General features: G+C 33.6%; 11 protein-coding genes. 5 read left to right on the forward strand and 6 right to left on the reverse strand.

The features are described from left to right. Positions 1 to 80: 80 nt before the first annotated feature. Entirely contained in the window at positions 81 to 5,057 is a 4,977-nt protein-coding gene (locus tag NZD88_RS07490) for a GEVED domain-containing protein (RefSeq protein ID WP_259828496.1), read from the forward strand. Between the two features lie 102 nt (positions 5,058 to 5,159). Here NZD88_RS07490 and NZD88_RS07495 read toward each other — a convergent pair whose 3' ends face one another. The 6 genes from NZD88_RS07495 to NZD88_RS07520 form a co-directional block, all read right to left on the reverse strand. Next, entirely contained in the window at positions 5,160 to 7,268 is a 2,109-nt protein-coding gene (locus tag NZD88_RS07495; protein ID WP_259828497.1) for a peptidase domain-containing ABC transporter, read from the reverse strand. Continuing rightward, on the reverse strand, positions 7,255 to 7,782 hold the full coding sequence (locus tag NZD88_RS07500) for a TlpA family protein disulfide reductase (RefSeq protein WP_259828498.1): 528 nt from the start codon (positions 7,780 to 7,782) through the stop codon (positions 7,255 to 7,257). Before NZD88_RS07500 ends, NZD88_RS07495 begins: the two co-directional genes overlap by 14 nt. A 3-nt stretch (positions 7,783 to 7,785) precedes the next feature. After that, positions 7,786 to 8,430 carry a hypothetical protein gene (locus NZD88_RS07505; protein WP_259828499.1) on the reverse strand — a complete coding sequence of 215 codons (645 nt, stop codon included), beginning with the start codon at positions 8,428 to 8,430 and terminating at the stop codon, positions 7,786 to 7,788. 235 nt (positions 8,431 to 8,665) lie between these two features. Further along, positions 8,666 to 8,836, reverse strand: coding sequence for a hypothetical protein (locus NZD88_RS07510; protein WP_259828500.1), 171 nt, complete (start codon positions 8,834 to 8,836; stop codon positions 8,666 to 8,668). Between the two features lie 24 nt (positions 8,837 to 8,860). Next, entirely contained in the window at positions 8,861 to 9,022 is a 162-nt protein-coding gene (locus tag NZD88_RS07515) for a hypothetical protein (protein WP_259828501.1), read from the reverse strand. A 245-nt stretch (positions 9,023 to 9,267) separates the two neighbouring features. Further along, positions 9,268 to 11,019 carry a helix-turn-helix domain-containing protein gene (locus NZD88_RS07520; protein WP_259828502.1) on the reverse strand — a complete coding sequence of 584 codons (1,752 nt, stop codon included), beginning with the start codon at positions 11,017 to 11,019 and terminating at the stop codon, positions 9,268 to 9,270. Positions 11,020 to 11,218: 199 nt separating this feature from the next. Between NZD88_RS07520 and NZD88_RS07525 the strand changes: the two genes are divergently transcribed. From NZD88_RS07525 to NZD88_RS07540, 4 genes are read left to right on the forward strand one after another with little or no spacing between them, the layout of a single operon-like run. Further along, positions 11,219 to 11,392: a hypothetical protein gene (locus NZD88_RS07525; RefSeq protein ID WP_259828503.1), complete on the forward strand. Its 174-nt coding sequence runs from the start codon at positions 11,219 to 11,221 to the stop codon at positions 11,390 to 11,392. A gap of 48 nt (positions 11,393 to 11,440) precedes the next feature. Next, on the forward strand, positions 11,441 to 13,624 hold the full coding sequence (locus NZD88_RS07530) for a prolyl oligopeptidase family serine peptidase (protein WP_259828504.1): 2,184 nt from the start codon (positions 11,441 to 11,443) through the stop codon (positions 13,622 to 13,624). After that, positions 13,624 to 15,819 (forward strand): lantibiotic dehydratase family protein, encoded by a 2,196-nt coding sequence (locus NZD88_RS07535; protein ID WP_259828505.1) that lies wholly within the window; start codon positions 13,624 to 13,626, stop codon positions 15,817 to 15,819. Before NZD88_RS07530 ends, NZD88_RS07535 begins: the two co-directional genes overlap by 1 nt. Further along, on the forward strand, positions 15,819 to 16,667 hold the full coding sequence (locus tag NZD88_RS07540) for a thiopeptide-type bacteriocin biosynthesis protein (RefSeq protein ID WP_259828506.1): 849 nt from the start codon (positions 15,819 to 15,821) through the stop codon (positions 16,665 to 16,667). The genes NZD88_RS07535 and NZD88_RS07540 overlap by 1 nt, the downstream gene beginning before the upstream one ends. The last annotated feature ends 8 nt before the right edge of the window (positions 16,668 to 16,675 follow it).

Raw genomic sequence — 16,675 nt, forward strand, 5'->3', positions numbered from 1 at the left:
TTTTAATAATTTGAACGAATAGGTTTTTTTTTAATAAAAAATATATTAGATTTGTGAAATCATTACAAAATATTTAAATTATGAAGAAAATCTCTCTTTCTTTCTTCTTCCTGTGTTTATTTGCGATGATCCATGCCCAATGGATACCCGCAGTGCATTATGGAAAAGAAGCTACTGAAGATTCAAAATCTGACAAGTATTACTCTTTGGACATTTCACAGCTCAAATTGCAGCTAGCCAAAGCAGAGGAATCAGGTAAAAATGCAAAACCTGTGATTATATCCCTGCCTACCACGAATGGGAAAATCGAAAAATTTGCAGTCTACAGCTTTCCTGTTGTAGTAAAAGAGCTCGCAGATCAATATCAGTTGGGCTCTTATGCTGGAGTAGGGATAGATAATCCCTCTAAATATTTAAGATTCAGCTTATCCCCTAATGATTTCCAGTCAATGATCATTCAGGATGGAGGCTATGAATTTATAGAACCAGCCAATGCTGCTAAGACAATCTATAAAGTTCATCCGAAAACAGGAAAAGATAAAAAAGGTTTTGTATGTTCTACTGAGGAAAGTGAAAGTGCAAAACATGATATCGAGACGCTTCAAAAAAAAGGAAAAGCCTTCTTCAATCAGGCTACTGACTTTGCAAAAAATTCAGATAAGAAATTCAGAACATTAAGACTGGCACTCTCAGTCTGCGGAGAATATACCCAATATCATGGAGGTACTGTAGCTGGAGCATTAGCTGCGATGAATGCCACCTTAACAAGAATCAATGGGGTTTATGAAAAAGATTTTGCACTCCATTTAAATCTGCAGAATTATCCGAGCTTAATTTATACCAATGCTACTACCGATCCTTATTCCACAACAGAAAACGGAACAGCTAACGGTATTGTTGGCTGGAATTCTCAGGTGCAGAATGTCATTACTGCAGCAGTAGGTAACGCCAACTATGATATAGGACATTTATTTTCTCCTCCAGGAGCTGGAGGAAATGCAGGATGTGTGGGTTGTATATGCCGCGATAATATAGTGCCTACATCCAATGATAAAGGTTCGGGATGGACATCTCCAGGCGGTAATCCTCCTGTAGGAGATAATTTTGACATTGATTATGTAGCCCATGAAATAGGTCACCAGCTGGGAGGAGTCCACAGCTTTTCATATTCTGCCCCTCAGTTAGGCTCTTCTACAAGTGTGGAGCCGGGTTCAGGATCAAGTATAATGGGATATGCCGGTATTACCGGGCCTACTACCGATGTACAGGCACATTCAGATCCCTATTTTAACGTAACCAATATTACCCAGATTCAGGCTAATCTGATCAGCAAAACGTGTGATGTTGAAACAGTTATTACGAATACGCCTCCGGCAATTACACCACTTACGACCTATAATATTCCAAAAGGAACCGCTTTTGTCCTGACAGCATCTGCTACGGACGCTGAGAATGATCCCATGACTTTTAACTGGGAGGAGGTAGATATCGCCAATGAAGTGATTAATAATGCTAACTTAGGAAATACCACGACAGGTCCGTCTTTCAGATCTGTGGCTCCAACAGTGAGCCCTACCCGCTATTTCCCAAGACTGTCTTCTGTACTTGCGGGCGTTTTAAACAATGCCAACAACCTGTGGGAAGCCGTATCTACGGTAGGAAGAACCACCAAATTTACCGTTACAGCAAGAGATAACAATCCTGTTGCCAATCAGCAGCAGACCCAATCGGCAACACAGACTATTATTGTAGGCAACAACGGTCCTTTTATCGTAAACCCAACAACCATCTACAATAACGGTCCTACCAATGTAACCTGGAATGTGGTCAATACAAACGCAGCACCTTACAATGCGGCTAATGTCAAAATAGATTTTACAACAGATAACGGAACTACATGGAATGTTGTAGCTGCATCGACACCGAATGATGGAAACCAGGCTGTAGATTTCACTACCTTTCCATTAACAGTGGGAGGGACTGCTAAAATCAGAGTCAGTGCAATTAATAATGTATTCTATGCGATCGGGACTGCTTCAATAGCTACGCTTCCGATTTGTACCACCACTGCACCGGGAGGAATCATAGTTTCAGCGATTACCCAGGCTCAGGCAACGGTAACCTGGAATGCGTCATTCAATGCAACCTACATTTTCCAATACAAGGTTGCAGGAACTACAGCATGGACAACAGTGACACCGGCACCCATAACGAATACCGTTACACTTAGCGGTCTGGCAGCAGGTACCCATTATGAATTTCAAATTGCTAATGTATGCGCAGGAACAGCAGGCGCTTTTTCACCGGTTTCAACTTTTGTAACCCTGTATTGTGCTGCAACTTCTACAAGTACAGATAATGGATATATTTCCAATGTAACCGTAGCGGCCACCAACTCATATACGATGAGTAACAACTCAGCTGCTGCGAATTATACAGATTATTCTGCTGATATCACAAAATTGATAACATTGGTTAGAGGGTCAACAAATAATAATGTTTCTATTTCTAAATCCTGGCCAGCTGCTGCATCAAGCAAAGCGGTAAGTGTTTGGATAGATTTTAACAAAAATGGTACTTTTGAGACTATTGAACGCGTTTTAAATACTGCCAATAATACAACGACTCCGGTAAATGCGATATTTACGGTCCCTGCTACTGCTTATTTAGGTCCGCTTACAACCCGTATGCGTGTTGTTCTACGGGATTCTGCTAATCCTGCCGTATGTGGTAGCTTTACCAATGGTGAAGTAGAAGATTATGCAGTAAAGCTAACGGATCAGCCGGCATGTACAAATGCGCCGCCTGCCAATATTACTGTGACGAATCTTACCCCTGCTACTGCCGATGTTTCCTGGATAGCAGCAACGGGAGCCACCTATGTATTAAGATACAGAAAAGTAGGAACTACAGCTTGGACTACAGTAGACCCTGTACCTGCTCCCGGAAATAGCTACACCATTCCGAACTTAACAGAACAGACTCAATATGAAGTGCAGGTATCCACAAAATGTAACGGCGGCCAGAGTGCATTCTCACCTTCCATACAATTTACGACTCCTCCGGTTACGTATTGCCCGATGACAGGTACCGGAACTAATGATCACATTTCAAATGTAACCATTACGTCTGTAAACCCGGCACTTCCGGTAATGAATAACACTACTGTACAGAATAATTATACCAGTTACAATACCCCAGCTACGCTTATTACATTGGAAATAGGATCTACAGGTAATCAAATCTCTGTAGCAAAAGGATGGACAGGGGCAACCAGCAGCGATGCGGTTACTGCCTGGATAGACTTCAATAGAAATGGAGTTTTTGAAACTATAGAACAGATCCTTACTTCAGCATCCAATACGACCACTCCTGTTACGGCTAATTTTGCAGTTCCGGCAGGAGCATATAATGGTCCGTTGACAACAACAATGAGAGTGGTACTGAAACGTTCCAGTGCTCCTGTCATATGTCAAAATGCAGTAAACGGAGAAGTTGAAGATTATACCGTAAGACTAAAACCTTGCAGCACGGTTACGCCAACAAATCCTACCGTTACAGCAATAACATACAATTCAGCTGTTGTTAACTGGACAGCTGCCACGAATAACCTTACTTACCTGCTTCAATATAGAATACAGGGAACAGCAACGTGGACTTCCGTATATGTTACTGCGGTACCTCATACATTGAACAATCTGGTTCCTTTTACTACATATGAATTACAGATTGCAGCCAACTGCGGAACTTCTACAGGTGCCTTTACACCAATCAAGGCATTTACTACAAAATGTGATCCTACACCTCCGGGTATTTCGGTGACGAATATCACGACAAACTCTGCACTGTTAACATGGACTCCATTAGTAACAGGCTCTACCTACGTCATGAGATGGAGAAAAGTAGGCACAACAACATGGAATCTTGTTAACCTGCCAGCTCCACCTGCAAACACCTATTCATTATCTGGTTTAGATCCGTATACAAAATATGAAGTACAGGTTGCCAATCAGTGTACAGGAGAAGCTTTACCTAATCCATATTCAAACCCTGTTGTATTTACGACCCTGAGAACATGTGAATTGCCTCCTCCGGGATTAACGATTACCCAGCTTACTCCTACATCAGCTGAAGTGATATGGGAAGGTTTCCCTGGGGCAACGTATATCCTGAGATACAGAAAAGTAGGTATTCCGAGCTGGACTAATGTTCCGGTAGCGAATAATGCTTATACCATAACAGGATTATTAGAAGATACGAAATATGAAATGCAGGTCGTGAATATCTGTAACGGGACACCGGGAACTTATACACCTCCGTATTATTTCACGACCCCTACAGTGATCTACTGTCAAATGTCTTCAGGAAGCTCAGTGAACGAGCATATTGCCAAAGTTACAGTGATGCCAAACGGAAGACCTAAGATGGAAAATGCTTCCGGACCCTCTACCTATACAGATTATACAGGAGTACCTGATACTTTCATAGAGATGGTTCAGGGATCTACAGGAAATCAGATCACGATTGAGAAGAAATGGAATGGGACCAATCACGATGAAGGGATCGCAGTATGGATAGACTTCAACAGAAACGGATATTTCGATATTGATGAAAGAGTATTTACATCACCTCCGAATACCACAAGTCCGGTGACAGGAACCTTCAGTGTACCAGCCGATGCTTTTGTAAGTATGACAAGCTATAAGTATGTGGTCATGAGAATTGCATTGATGAGAGATGGAGTTCCGGTGAACTGTACAAGGTTCGCCAATGGTGAAGTGGAAGATTACTCAGTAAGAATTTCCAAGCCAGCCATAGCGAATCCGGTAAACCAGACGGATATCATGATTTATCCTAACCCGGTAAGCTCAGTATTGTATGTGAAGAATATCAGCAAAAGAGCGAAATATAAGATCTACAATTCCGCAGCACAGGTCATTGGTCAGGGTATTTTACTGAACAATCAGATCAATGTAAGCAAGCTGATCAACGGAGTTTATGTCTTAGATATCGAAGACAATGGTAAATCGGTACAGAAGAAATTTATTAAAGAATAATAGATAAATTTCAAATACATGAAGCCCTCAGAAATGAGGGCTTCATTTGTTATATACTATTTTATTGACTCTTTATATCTAGAATTGTTATTTGATGATCAGTTATTTATGATTGGATTCTTTCATTTGAGTATTTTTTATGATTAAAATCTCATCAGACATTTCTTTCATATCTTCCAAATAATGACTGATTATAAAAATTACCTTTTCAGATTTTATTTTTAGGATTAATTCATAAATGAATTTCCTATTTTCCTTATCTAAAGAAGAAGTGGGTTCATCCAGGATTAAAAACTGCGGATCATGATATAAAGCACGCATCCAGCCAAGTAACTGTTTCTGTCCACCAGACAAATTTATGCCTTCTTCACCTACTAAAGTTAAAAGGGCCTGAGGTAAAGAGTTGATAAATTGATCAAAACCAAGAGAAATTAATTTCCTTAGCTTATACTCGTCAACCTGTTCTTCAAGAATAATGTTTTCCAAAATAGTCCCATTGAAAAGTTGTATGTTTTGTGGGACTATGCCGGTCAAACTCCGCCAATTAGTTATAGAAATATCTTTTAAAGGGATGTTTTTATTGATAATAATCTCTCCATTTTCCGGTAAATAATTTTTTTGTAATATTTCTGTCAGTGTGGTTTTACCGCTTCCACTTTCTCCGAGAAGACACGTTATATTTCCCTTTTGAAGGGAAAAAGAGATTTGATTTAATAGTCTGCTTCTTCCATTGAACCTGAAGTCAATATTGGCAATGTCAATAGATTTAATCTCTGTAATTTCCAGGCCCTCCGTTTTTTCTTTTTCTAATGAAGAATATTCAAACATTCTGTCAAAGGCTACTTTGGCTTCCTGTATTGGAATGGTTACCAATGCCAGATTAGTGATTGAAGAGAGCAGTGAACTGGAAATTCCTATAATCGCCATTAATTCCCCGGTTTTAATTTCCCCGTTCAAAACATTATAGGAAGAAAAACCAAGAATGACAATAAGAAAGAAAACCAAAACCATTCCTGAATATAATGCTATGGTTAGGTTAAGTTTTCCAAGCTCAAAAATCCTTGTCTGGAAAAAGCCAAATATGGTTTCATTCCTTTTTATAAACATATGCTGCTTGGAGAACCCTTTGATAACTTCTATTCCTCTTATGCTGTCAATATAATTTGCCTCGTTTATACTATAGGACTGCATAACGTTCCTTTGGGCATCAATAATTTTTTTATTAAAACTGAAGATGATATAGAAAATTACAGGTGAAATAATGATACATACCATAGCCAGTTTCCAGGAATAGAAGAAAAGAAAGCCGGTAGATATTAAAATGCCCAGAACATCGATGGCAGTATTGGTTATAAGCTGTTTTATTACGGTTTGTATTCTTTGTGTATCATTAAGCCTTGCTACAAAATCACCCACTTTTCTGCTGTCGAAAAACATTTTTGGAAGATGAAGAAGAGAAGAGTAGAAATTTTTATTAATCCTCTCATTAAATGACTTACTTTGCTTAATAATATAAAGTTCCCTCAACGCCTGAGTAATTACCTTCGCAAAAAGTAGAAATCCAAGAAATGAAATGCTTAACAATAAAACGGATATTTTTTTCTTTGGCAGAATGTCATCAATCAATTTCTGTGAAAAAATAGACATTGACATGCCCAATAGTGAGAAAATAAGGCCTAGAAAAAGAATGGTATAAATAGCCTCTTGGTCTTCTTTGATAAGATTTCTAAGCCATTTTTTTTTCTCTGTATCGGTTTGTTCTTTTTTTTGAAACTGTGCATTGGGCTTTAGGATAAGGCAGGTTTTAGACTGCCATACTTCTTCAAGATATTCCCTTGTCCAGTATTCTAAACCTTTTGCAGGATCTCCGATAAGAAATTGATGATTTTCAGAAAGATTGTAGCAATAGCATATAACATAATGTTCAAATTTTTGATCTATAATAGTATGTAAAATAACAGGTTCTCCATGTTCAATAAGGGCATCTATATCGGCTTCACATCCTTCCGCCTCAAAGCCTATAGAATTAGCACATTGATGCAATCCTAAAAGTGTAGTTCCTGTTTTGCTTGTTCCGCTTTTTTCACGTAGAGTTTCTAATGAAATACTGCTACCATAATACTGGACCAGAGATTGTAAACATCCAATTCCGCAATCGGTTAAATCCTTTTGAAGAGAGAATGTTTTTTTTATATGTCTATTTTCTTTCATCAAAGTTGTTTATGATTTTTTCTAGTTTTATAGCTCCTGAATTTCGTTTGATAAGGTGATTGTTATTATCATAAACTAAGAAATAAGGGACACTGTTCATCCCTAATTTTTGATAAAGGGCTGCCATTTCATCGTGGCACCAATAGATATTCATTTGATTATCTAGTTTATATTTCACAGCAAATTGTTTGATCTCTTCCAAAGGTTCACTGGCAACCCATATCCACTGAATGTTTTTATAAGTGTGATAACTTTTAGATAACTCATCTGCTTCTGCCTGACAAAAATGACAGCTTGGACTGAAATATATTATGACTTTAGTCTGTTCGCTGGCCAAATTGTGTTGGGTGAAAGAATTTCCATTAATAGTTTTAAGGCTAAATGAAGGGATGTTTTTCAATGCATCTATTTTTTTTTTCTTTTTCTGAAAGTTTAAAAATAAATACACCATTATTCCAATCAACAAAATTGGAAAAATAATAGCTGATGCTTTTAGAAATTTATTATTTTTCATACATTAGTACTGGGCGTTTAGGATGAAAAATGAAACGACACCTACCCAGAACAGCAGACCAATTCCATAAGTTATTGTTGTTAAACCGAAAGACTTTTTGAAACTGATTTTTTGTTCTGAAAGTTCCCAAATTCCCCAAGCGAGAATTCCCCAATAGAATAATTCAAATAAATTAACTAATTGTAAAGGATAAGCAAGCCATTTCTCAGCTGAAATATATTCTTTTATATTTAATAAAGAGATGGGATAATAGGTTTGCAGATTTTCCAGCGTATAATCTGTATCGATCCAATAAAAATTAACAAACTTATAAAAGCCTGCTATGATAAAAACAAATTCTGCTATTAAAACAAGTGTTATTATATCTGAAAATTTTACTTTTTCTAACCCAGGAAGATCAAAAAGTTTAATAAAGTTCAGACAGAAAGTTACCAGTAGAATTTTGATTCCAATAAGTAAAGGTATTGTTGCATAGCTTACCCACCACCATTTTTTCTGGCTCTCCATATAATTTTGTACCATTTCGCTGGGGTAGTCTTTGGAAAGGAAATCGAAAATTTTGGAACTCGTACTGATGAAATTCTTATCAAGAAAAGTCAGGGTGAAATATAGAAGGATTAATATAAAAAACAATATGCTATTTCTCATTTTTATATTTTATTATGACATATACTATAGCGAGTACTACTGCTGCAAAAATAGTTTTAAGGTAGAACTCATTGTGGATAATATAACTAAAAAGATTATACAAAATCACAAAAACAACGGATGCTATAATTAATATTTCAAGTCTATTATTCATCATGAATTTTTATTTTATTTATAGTACTGTTTCCTATCTAAATAAGAAACAGTACTAATTAATTTGAAATTAAACCTTCAATTACCAGTTTCCAAATAAAACACCACAACCAACTGCAGCCAATACTAAAGAGCCACCTCCAGTAGGAATAGCCGCTCCTAGTGCTAGTCCACAAAGGACTCCGCTTACAAGGTCTTGACCATCCCCATTAGCTGTTATTTTTTCCATCTGATTAAAATTAATTTTTTTCATAAGATTATCTATTTTAGATTATTATTAATTAGAACTATCACTTACTAAACATCCTGCAGCTGCAACAGCTGCTCCTAAATAAAACATAGGAGTAAACATCAGCCCAATTCCTATACCACATAGGACTGCCTGATTATTACCACTCCCATTCAAATTTTCCATTTGTGAAACATTTAATTTTTTCATTTTGTTAAAATTTTCATATTATTAATTAATTTTTGTCATATAAACCCTGACATGGGCTTTCTTTGCTGATCAGCTGTAATATTTCGTTTTTTATACTGTACACATATAAAAAAGGAATATTTGTGTTTTTACCTGAGACAAAGATGCAGGAAATTAGAATGGTAATGCAAGTAATTAGTTCCTAAATTCATGAATTTAAGTACACGGATTCATGAATTTAGAATAATTAAAATCTTGTAAATTAGTTATTTAAGCGTGTTTTTTGATTTGTAATCTGTTGAGTCTACTATCCTTTCAACTTCTTTTAAATATATAGAAAGTGGTGTTCCTGTCCGCTTTTTAAACGCCAATGTGAATGCTTGTTCGGTGTTATATCCTAATTCTTCTGCAATAGAAGATATTTTATACGAACGAAACTTTCTGTCTTCTGCTAACCTCTTGATAGCATAATCGATACGGAGATCATTTATGTAACCGGTAAAATTTTTCCCCTTATAGGTATTAATAATCTCGGATAAATATTTAGAATTTGTCCTTATTTTTTTCGCAAGACTTCCTAAAGTGATTCCTTTATTTATGAATTGTTCTTTAGCTTCAAAGTTTTCAAGCTCTTTTAAAATATTTTGAGCTACATCTTGTGAGATGGTTTTTGTTGTTTTATCTTCTATAGTTCCTTGCTCTTGGAAATTATCAGAGAATGTTTCATTTATAGATATGGTTTCTCTTTTGATTTTATTTTCATTAACAAAATAGATCAAATCTTGAGCAATCTTTCTATGTTGCTTTTCAGCTTTTTTAGATTTACGGTATAGGAATATAAATATTAATAGTATCAATAATAAGACTAAAACAGAAAAATAAAAGAATCTTTTTCTGTTTTTGAGCTCATTAATGATGTTCTCCTTCTCTTTTAGAAGCCTTGGTTTGTCATACCGTCTAGGAAGCTCCCGAGAAATATATCTAAATTGAGAATCTAAAATTTGGTCAATTTTTAAAAACTTTTCAATGAAATATAATTGTTTTTCTTTATCGTTTTTTTCTTTATAATAATTTATAAGATAGGGATATACTTCTCTAAGCTCAGGAAATAAGTGTTTACTCTGTTGTATATGTGAATCTAGCTGTATAAAAGTTTCTATAGCCTTCTCTGTTTCCTTTAATCCGACATATGACTGTCCTAAAAATAAGAGAGTATAGCTTTGATTTTTAATATTATTGGTTGTGAAAAAATATTTTTTGCATCGTATTAGATTTTCAATGGCAATATGATATTTTTTTATTTTTAAATTATAAAATCCTGACTCAAGTAGATATCCATAATATTGATTTGTATTACCATTTTCAGAATTAAAAAGCAATCCTTCTTCTATAAGTATTCGGGCTGAATCTATTTTATTAATTTCTATATAAGTGTCCACCAGGTTTACACGAATATTATCATAATCTTTTTTATCTAAATAATCTGTATTATATAAATAATGCCGTAATGTGTTTGCCGCATCCCTATATTTCCCAATATAATTATTAAGATATGCAATGCTAATTTCCGCAAAAGCAATTTGTCTTTTATTACCTTTTTCTCTAGCATGATCAAGAGTCAAAACATAATTACCCAATGCAGTCTTTACATTATAAAATTTAGAATACAGATTGCCACGGAGGAGATAAATCCTTGCAGGATAATAATCTTTGTCTGAATTTTTTGTAATTATTTGTAAACTATCCAGGTACTTTAAAGCATTAGGCAAATTTTCATTGAAATGCATCATTACATATCCTTCAGATATTTGCTCTTGGTTTTTTTCAGATTTTGCTTTTTTCAGGTAATATTTTGAAATTATTTTCGCATTTCTTATTTCATTACTATTATTGTAGCTATAGAATTTTTGGCTTAAATCATTATACGAATATGTTTTTAACGAATCAGTTAAATTATTTTGTGAATAAAATAATTGGTGGAATAAGATTAGTAAAATGAAGTATTTAAATTTCATCATATTATTATTGTGCAAAAATATCACAATTAAATTAATCGATTAAGTTTAAAATTTTATTAACTTAAAAATGTGTTTATTTATTTGATTATCATAATTTTGATGAGTGTTTAGTGTTCCTAAATTCATGAATTTAGGAATACATTTGGTTCAAAATTAAAAAAAATATTACTTCCTTTGCGCTGTATTTAATTTAATCAAAATGAAAAAACAAAACAAGAAAGAAAAAAAATTATCTTTAGAAAAATTACAATTAGTAAAAATTAGTAATCCTAAAAAAATATTTGGTGGAACTAAGCAATATTTGGATGGTTGTAACAATCCAGATAATGGAAGTGGTAATGACCAAGGTGGAGTTGGCGGAGTTGGGTATTAGTTAGCTTAATTTTCATTAAATTTATTATCATTAATCATTTAATCTGTGATGTATTATAAATTAATTTTCAGTCTTTCATTATTCATTATGATTTTTCATAAAGCTCAAAAAAATAATCCAGCTTTGTCTGTACCTGCTACAGATGAACATTTCGGTATTAAGATAATTGATGAATATAGAAATTTGGAAAATTTAAAGGATCAAAATACCATTGATTGGATGAGGTCTCAAACTGATTACTCAAACTCTCTTTTAAATACAATTCCAAACAGAAATTATTATTTGGAAAAAAGATTGGAGCTTGATAGAAGACAAGGGTACTCAATTTCAGATCTTAAAATTATAAGTAATGATAAATACTTTTATTTAAAAAGAAGTGCCGGAGAAAAAACAGCAAAAGTGTATTACAGGCAAGGATTTGAAGGAAAAGAAGAATTGCTTTATGACCCGGCTAATTTTAATAGTAACCTTGAAGGTAAACATAATTATATAATTAATTTAATTAGTCCAAGCTGGGATGGACGTAAATTAGCAATTTCTTTAACTGAAAAGGGGAAAGAGTTATCTGAGGTAATAATTATGGATATAAGTACAAAAAAAATATATCCGGAGAAAATTACGAATACAAACCCTTCAAATATTGGGGGAATTAAGTGGTTGGAAGATAATAGTGGTTTTTTATATGTCTATTACCCAGTCATTGATATTACCTCAGAACAATTTAGAAAAGACACTCAATCAATATTATATAAAATAGGAGAAGATCCTAAAAAATTGAAGATTGTTTTTTCAAAATCCAATAATCCTAATCTAAAAATCAACAGGGATGAATTTCCTGCTGTATTAGCTTTTAATCAAGACGATAAATATTATATTGGTATATTGGTAGATGCAGAAGATTTTAGGAAAACCTTTATAATTGATAAAAAAGATTTGCTAAATGGAAAAAATAACTGGCAGCTATTATATGATAAAGAGAGCAAAGTTTATTCAATAAAACTGTCCAGAGATGATATTTATTTTTTATCAGGATATAATTCTCCTAACTACAAGTTATGCAGAGGTAGTGTAAAAACAAAGGATTTCAAAAATCCGGAAGTACTAGTTCCTGAAAAAAAAGATGAGGTCATTACCCAATACACACTTACGAAAGATGGAATTTATTATGCGACTACAAAAAATGGTGTAGAAGCAAAATTATATCTTTATAAAGATGGAAAAGAAGTCTCCATAAAACTTCCATATGTTTCAGGAAATATAAGCTTACAATCAAAAGGTAAAGATTTTTCTGAAATATGGGTAAACTGCTCGGGGTGGGCAAATGAAGAACAACGATTTAAATATGATCTGGCGACAAATACTTTTAAACCAGAAAATCTAGCCCCACTTACAGAATATCCTGAATTTAAAGATATTATAGTAGAGGAAACTACAGTTAAGTCTTACGATGGAACAGAAGTGCCATTATCCTTGATTTATAATAAAAATTTAAAAAAAGATGGTGAAAATCCTGTACTTATTCAAAGTTATGGTGCATTTGGAACATCCTTTTCGCCTTTTTTTGCAAGAAGTTACCTTGTATGGGCTAGCCAGGGGGGGATTTTAGCAATTGCTCATGTAAGAGGCGGTGGTGAAAAAGGAGTTCAGTGGCATATCGATGGACAAAAAACAAAGAAACCAAATTCTTGGAAAGATCTTACTGCTTGTACAGAATATTTGATTGAGAAAAAATATACATCCCCAAAAAAAGTTGCTATTTGGGGAGCTAGTGCCGGAGGAATAACAATAGGCAGAGCCATGATTGAAAGACCAGACTTATATGGCGCAATGATAGTAGAAGCAGGGGTTTTAAATACAACAAGATATGAAGGTATTGGTGAAAATGCTTTTAAAGAATATGGAAATCCTAATAATTTGGTAGAATTTAAGGGGTTATTAGAAATGGATGCCTATCAACAATTAAAAAAAGAAACAAAGTATCCGGCAACTTTAATTACTTCTGGAATTAATGATCCAAGAGTTGCTTCGTGGGTGCCAACAAAGTTTGCGGCTAAACTACTATCCTATAATACTTCAAAGAACCCTATTCTTCTAAAAGTAGACTACGAAGGAGGTCATGGAAAAGATATCCCTGTAGCACAAGCATATTCTACTTTGAGTGATATTTTCGCCTTTGCATTTTGGCAATTAGGTCATCCTGATTACCAACCTAAAGAAAACATAAAAAAATAATGTCTCGTTTTCCGTATCAATTTTTCGATGAATATGTTTTTCGTACTCCGTTATTTTCACGCAAGAAATTTCAAGAAAATGTAGACGATCATGAAACTTCTACCGAAGAATTAAAAATAATTTGTACTAATTCTGTTTTCCAAGAAGCTATCTATCTTGCATCTCCTTATGTGTATAATGAATTAATCAGATGGCTTAATTCAGAAAAAGAATTTTCATCAAAGAAATTTCAAAAGCTCAAAATTACAATTTTAAAATACTACAGTAGAACCAGTACCAGATGTACTCCCTTTGGATTATTTTCAGAAGTTGGTTTGGGAAAGTTCAACAAAGAGCCAAAATTAAACTATAATTCTGATCTTGGGAAATTAAGAGACACAAAATTAGATATGCATTTTCTTGTTGGTTTAACTCAACATTTTGCACAAACTTTAGAAATTAGAAATCGACTATTATTTTTTCCTAATAGTAGTATTTACAAAGTTGGAAGTAAAATTCGGTATGTTGAATATGAGTATACTAAAGAAAAAAGAGAATACATCATTTCTTCGGCTTCTCTATCTATTGAATTACAACAAATATTGGATTTTTCTGTACAAGGTAAGACAATTGAGCAAATTGCAGATATTCTTATTAATGAGGAAATAACTGAGGATGCAGCTAATGAGTTTATTGAAGAATTGATTGATAATCAGTTTTTAGTAAGTGAATTAGAACCTACTGTTGCAGGAAATGATTTTTTAGAAGTAATAATTTCTGTTTTAACAAGAATAGAAGCTAAAACTGAAGTTGAAACCTTACTTTCAATACAAAAAAAGCTGGGAGAATTAGATCAGATATTAGGAAATCCAATTTCGTGTTATAATGAAATAGAAAAATTGATTCAATGTTTTAATGTAGAATATAAATCAAATCATCTTTTCCAAACTGATGTGTATTATCAAGAAGCGTTAAAACTTTCCTCATTTTGGAAAAAAGAATTAAAAGAAGGGATTAGCTTTCTCAATAAAATAACGTCTTATCAAAAGGAAACTCACTTCGAGAAATTCAAAAAAGCTTTTTATGAAAGATTTGAAACACAAGAAGTCCCTTTGAGCTATGCTTTAGATATAGAAGTAGGAATTGGCTATAGACAGGACGCTACCATAAAAGGACTCCATCCTTATCTTGAAGATTTAGAGCTTCCTTTATCTCAAAAACGATTAAATTTAACAATAGAACTTGATCCGATTCAGCAAATTTTAAACGAGAAAATTCAAGAAGCTTTATTAAGCAATAAATATATAATCGAATTATCGGACGAAGATTTTATAGATTTTGGAGAAAACTGGAATGACCTTCCAAATACAATTTCTTTTATGGCTGAAATTGTTTCTGAAAAGAACCAAGAGAAACTATTTTTAAATGGGGGAGGCGGAAGTAGTGCTGGCAACTTACTAGCGAGGTTTTGCTGTGATAAATCAGAAATACAAAATTTAACCACAAAAATAGCTCAAAAAGAAGAAGAATTAAGCCAGGACTTTATTTTAGCAGAAATAATTCATTTACCAGAAGCGCGGATTGGAAATATAATAAGAAGACCTACTTTAAGAAAATATGAAATTCCTTATTTGGCTCAATCTATTTTACCGGATGAAAATCAAATTTCTGTTGATGATTTGTATATTTCTCTAAAAAATGACAGAATTGTTTTACGCTCTAAGAAACTTGATAAAGAGATTAAACCTTATCTTACTAATGCTCATAATTATTCCGCAGACCCTTTGCCTATTTATCATTTTTTATGTGACTTATATTCTCAGAATACTAGAACCGGACTATATTTTAACTGGGGAAATTTAAAAAACATTTATAATTTTCTGCCAAGGGTAGAATACAAGAACATTATTTTATCCAAAGCTTCATGGAAGATGACAGAAAAAGAAATCAAACAGTTTTCATCATTGATTAATGATCAAGAAAAATTTCTTGTTTTGATGAGAGATTGGCGAAGCAAAAAACGAATCCCCCAATGGATACAATGGGTAAAATCCGATAACAAGCTTACCATTAATTTGGAAAATTATGATCTGCTGAAAATGTTCATTGATTCTGTACAGTATGAAAAGTCAATCATAATTGAAGAATTCTTGTATAATGAGAATGACGATTTTAAACATGAGTTTATTTTTCCGATGCATAAAAAAGATAAATGATGATGGAGAGAAGAAAATTTACTATTGGAAGTGAATGGTTGTATCTGAAGATCTACACAGGGATCAAAACCTCTGATATTATTTTAGAAGAAGCTATTGTCCCGTTAATAGAATATTTTCAAGAGAATAATTATATTTCAAAATGGTTTTTCATTCGCTATAATGACCCCCAAACACATATGCGGTTGAGATTTAAACTGAACTGTACCGAAAGCTATAGTGAAGTTCTCTATAAAATTAATAAAACCCTGCAAGAATATGTAGACAGTGGAGAAATTTCAAATATCGTAATAGATACTTATAATAGAGAAATAGAGCGATACGGACAGAATACTATTGAAGAAGCCGAAAGTTTGTTCTGTAAAAGCAGCGAATTTACCTTGCAATGCTTAGATTACGACGATGAAGATAAAATCATTATTTCTCTTTTTTATATTGATCGCATTCTAAATAAACTTGACCTTTCAGTCCAAGAAAAATTGGATTGGATCAAAGGTTTTAATGCTGTTTTTAAACAGGAATTTAATGCTGATAAAAAATTGAATTCTCAACTGGATAAAAAATATCGGGAGTTTAAGCCAAAATATGTAGACTTTCTTCAATCAGATGAGTTTTTAGAAGAGAGAAATGCTGTCATTTTCAATATCGAAGTAAGCAATTCAGCACTGCAAAATATGATCGACCATCAAGAAAACCAATCTTTAGAAATGTCCTTACAGAGTTTCTTCCAAAGCATATTTCACATGAACATCAACAGGCTATTTGTTTCTAATCAGCGTTTGTTTGAAATGGTGATTTATGATTATTTAGTACGTTACTATAAAACTTGTGCTTATCAGTCTTTGTAAAGGAAAGT

The sequence above is a fragment of the Chryseobacterium pyrolae genome (assembly GCF_025153485.1).
GTDB lineage: Bacteria > Bacteroidota > Bacteroidia > Flavobacteriales > Weeksellaceae > Chryseobacterium > Chryseobacterium antibioticum.

Coding starts and splice junctions, on each gene's coding strand:
- NZD88_RS07505 (WP_259828499.1), bottom strand. CDS start 8,430: ATGAGAAATAGCATATTGTTTTTTATATTAATCCTTCTATATTTCACC.
- NZD88_RS07515 (WP_259828501.1), bottom strand. CDS start 9,022: ATGAAAAAATTAAATGTTTCACAAATGGAAAATTTGAATGGGAGTGGT.
- NZD88_RS07530 (WP_259828504.1), top strand. CDS start 11,441: ATGTATTATAAATTAATTTTCAGTCTTTCATTATTCATTATGATTTTT.
- NZD88_RS07500 (WP_259828498.1), bottom strand. CDS start 7,782: ATGAAAAATAATAAATTTCTAAAAGCATCAGCTATTATTTTTCCAATT.
- NZD88_RS07520 (WP_259828502.1), bottom strand. CDS start 11,019: ATGATGAAATTTAAATACTTCATTTTACTAATCTTATTCCACCAATTA.
- NZD88_RS07495 (WP_259828497.1), bottom strand. CDS start 7,268: ATGAAAGAAAATAGACATATAAAAAAAACATTCTCTCTTCAAAAGGAT.
- NZD88_RS07540 (WP_259828506.1), top strand. CDS start 15,819: ATGATGGAGAGAAGAAAATTTACTATTGGAAGTGAATGGTTGTATCTG.
- NZD88_RS07535 (WP_259828505.1), top strand. CDS start 13,624: ATGTCTCGTTTTCCGTATCAATTTTTCGATGAATATGTTTTTCGTACT.
- NZD88_RS07525 (WP_259828503.1), top strand. CDS start 11,219: ATGAAAAAACAAAACAAGAAAGAAAAAAAATTATCTTTAGAAAAATTA.
- NZD88_RS07490 (WP_259828496.1), top strand. CDS start 81: ATGAAGAAAATCTCTCTTTCTTTCTTCTTCCTGTGTTTATTTGCGATG.
- NZD88_RS07510 (WP_259828500.1), bottom strand. CDS start 8,836: ATGAAAAAAATTAATTTTAATCAGATGGAAAAAATAACAGCTAATGGG.